The 2,356-nt window shown below is 60.0% G+C and carries 2 protein-coding genes; both read left to right on the top strand.

Annotated elements, in window-relative coordinates:
* The first annotated feature begins 354 nt into the window (after positions 1-354).
* On the top strand, positions 355-1,473 hold the full coding sequence (locus B4A72_RS06950) for a DUF481 domain-containing protein (protein WP_292978265.1): 1,119 nt from the start codon (positions 355-357) through the stop codon (positions 1,471-1,473).
* Between the two features lie 393 nt (positions 1,474-1,866).
* Positions 1,867-2,337: an MmcB family DNA repair protein gene (locus B4A72_RS06945; RefSeq protein WP_292978264.1), complete on the top strand. Its 471-nt coding sequence runs from the start codon at positions 1,867-1,869 to the stop codon at positions 2,335-2,337.
* Positions 2,338-2,356 lie beyond the last annotated feature (19 nt).

Raw genomic sequence — 2,356 nt, 5'->3', positions numbered from 1 at the left:
ATCGCAGGAACCCGCCTCTGGCCGAATCGCCTGTGCGGTGGGGCGCCCCCACCCCCGCCTTCAACCGAAAGAAGAACACCTCGCGCCGGCGATGCGTCGCCATCAGACGGCCGATGGTGATGTAAATGCGCCTCACCGATCGCGCTCGCCCGTGGCTTCCGTGTCGATTTTGCAACAACACGCCGCGCTGCCGGACCAGGCTTGCCTGCCTTTTTCATGCGCAGTAACGTGTGCATTTCTGAAAACGAGCGATCAGATTATCACGATCCCTTTCGATCTCAAATCGGTTTAGCCATATTAACCAATACTTTCCGAGAAAGAGAATTTTGTTCCATCCGTTCAATTCACGATTTCATGTCAGCGTTTTTCCGCCGACAGCGCCGTGTCGTGCCGTTGCTCACGTTTTCGACATTTCACCATGTTTTCCACGGGTCTTTGAACCAGACCCGCTCAGCGATAATTGATACCCAGCAGAGATGCTCTGGCGTCGCTTCGAGGCCAGGACAACGAAACTCAGCTCGTGAGGAACACATTATGAAAAAAGTTACGCTGCTGACCGGCACCGCCGCGATCCTGGCCGTCTTGTCGGTTCCGGCTTTCGCCCAGACTGAAATTGCAACCGGCGCCGATGCCGTGGGCGTCTCGGCCATCGACGAACAGATCACCGACATCGAAGACAACGTCCGCGATGATTTCAACCGCTCGGCCGATGCCGACCGGTTCGGTTCGTCCGATCGCCGCCAAGGCCTTTTCGGCAACATGTCGCTGCAATACAGCGGCTCGACCGGCAATTCCGAAGGCCAGGATTTGGCCATCGCCGGCCGCGTCTCGTATAATCAGGCTCCCTTCGCGCAAAGCGTCGGCCTTGCCATCTATTTCGGCGAAGACGACAACGGCAACAAGGATCAGGAAGATGTGGATGCGATCTATGATGCGCAATACTACTTCAACGATCGTTTCTATGCCTTCGCCTTGGGCCGGCTCAGCGTGAACGGTCTTGTCGATGGCCAGCGCAACAGCGCCGCCCAGTCGGACGAAGATCTCAATGCCGAGTTCAATGACCTGCGCCGCGACGCCTTCCTGGGCTTTGGTCCGGGCTATCGCATCCTGAACACGCCGGATACGACCTGGCGCGTCCAGGCCGGTGTCGGCGTCCGCTACACCCAGACCGGTGCGCAATCCCTGGGCTTTGACGAGAACGGCAACACGGTTGGCGATTCGTCGGATACCTCGGTCGGCTACATCGCGTCGTCGCGGCTGTATCACCGCTTCAACGACATGATCTTCATCACCAACGACACCGACTATCTTGGGTCGAAGGATGCGAATGACGTGATCAGCAACGAATTCGGCGTCAACTTCAAGATGTCGAACCAGCTGGCGACCCGCGTGAGCTACATGACCGAGTACCAGGAAAATCGTGACATCCGCACGAACAATACCCTGGGCGTCGCGATCGTCTACGGCTTCTGATCCCTTCCCTGGATCGAAAGTCTCTCTGGACAGGGCGGTCGAAAGGCCGCCCTTTCTTGGTGCCGGAACCGGTCCCGGCCGGCCACGAAAAAACCGCCGCTGCCGGATGGCAGGGCGGTTCTTTCGTGAGGTGGCGGGAACCGCAGCGACCGCGGCAGCGCGAGATTTCCCGAAAGCCTGGAGTACCAGGTGGGCGCCGGATAACGTGACCAGGGTCACGACAGGGCCAGCCCCCTCGGAAAAGTTATAGGCCAGTGGAAAAATGGCCGCGCGCGGGAAGAGCAGAAGCCCGCCAAGACGAACAGATAGGCAAGCCGCGCCGCCGTTTCAAGCTTCCGGTACGGCAGGCCGCAGGGCTTGCACGATGTTTTGCTTTCGTTCTATTCTGCGGCAATGGAATATCCGACTGATGCGAATGATCTGCCGGCATTGGCCGGTCAGCGCCTTGCGCGCGGCGTGGCGCGTCTGCTGCGCAGCATGGATCATGCGGCGCTGACCGAATTCGTCCCCGCGCGGGGCCTGCGCGTCGATGTGATCTCGCTGGCACCGGGGGGCGATCTCTGGATCGTGGAATGCAAGAGCAGTCGCGCCGATTTCGCGTCGGACCGTAAATGGCAGGGCTATCTGGAATGGTGCGATCGCTATTTCTGGGCTGTCGATCATGATTTTCCGGTTGAACTGCTGCCGCCGGAAACCGGCTTGATCTGCGCCGACCCCTATGGCGCCGAGATTCAGCGCATGGCTCCGAAAACCCGGCTTTCGGGCGCGCGCCGCGCGCGGATGACACGCGACTTTGCGCGGGCGGCAGCGCTGCGGCTGCAAAATCTGGCCGACCCTCGGGCGGCACCATCCTTGATCGTCTAGAGCGTGTCGCAGCCTGTCC

The sequence above is a fragment of the Paracoccus sp. UBA5162 genome, from assembly GCF_002413585.1.
Classification (GTDB): Bacteria; Pseudomonadota; Alphaproteobacteria; order Rhodobacterales; family Rhodobacteraceae; genus Paracoccus.
The sequence above is the reverse complement of the archived record's forward strand: the minus strand, read 5'-3'. Positions and strand labels throughout refer to the sequence as shown.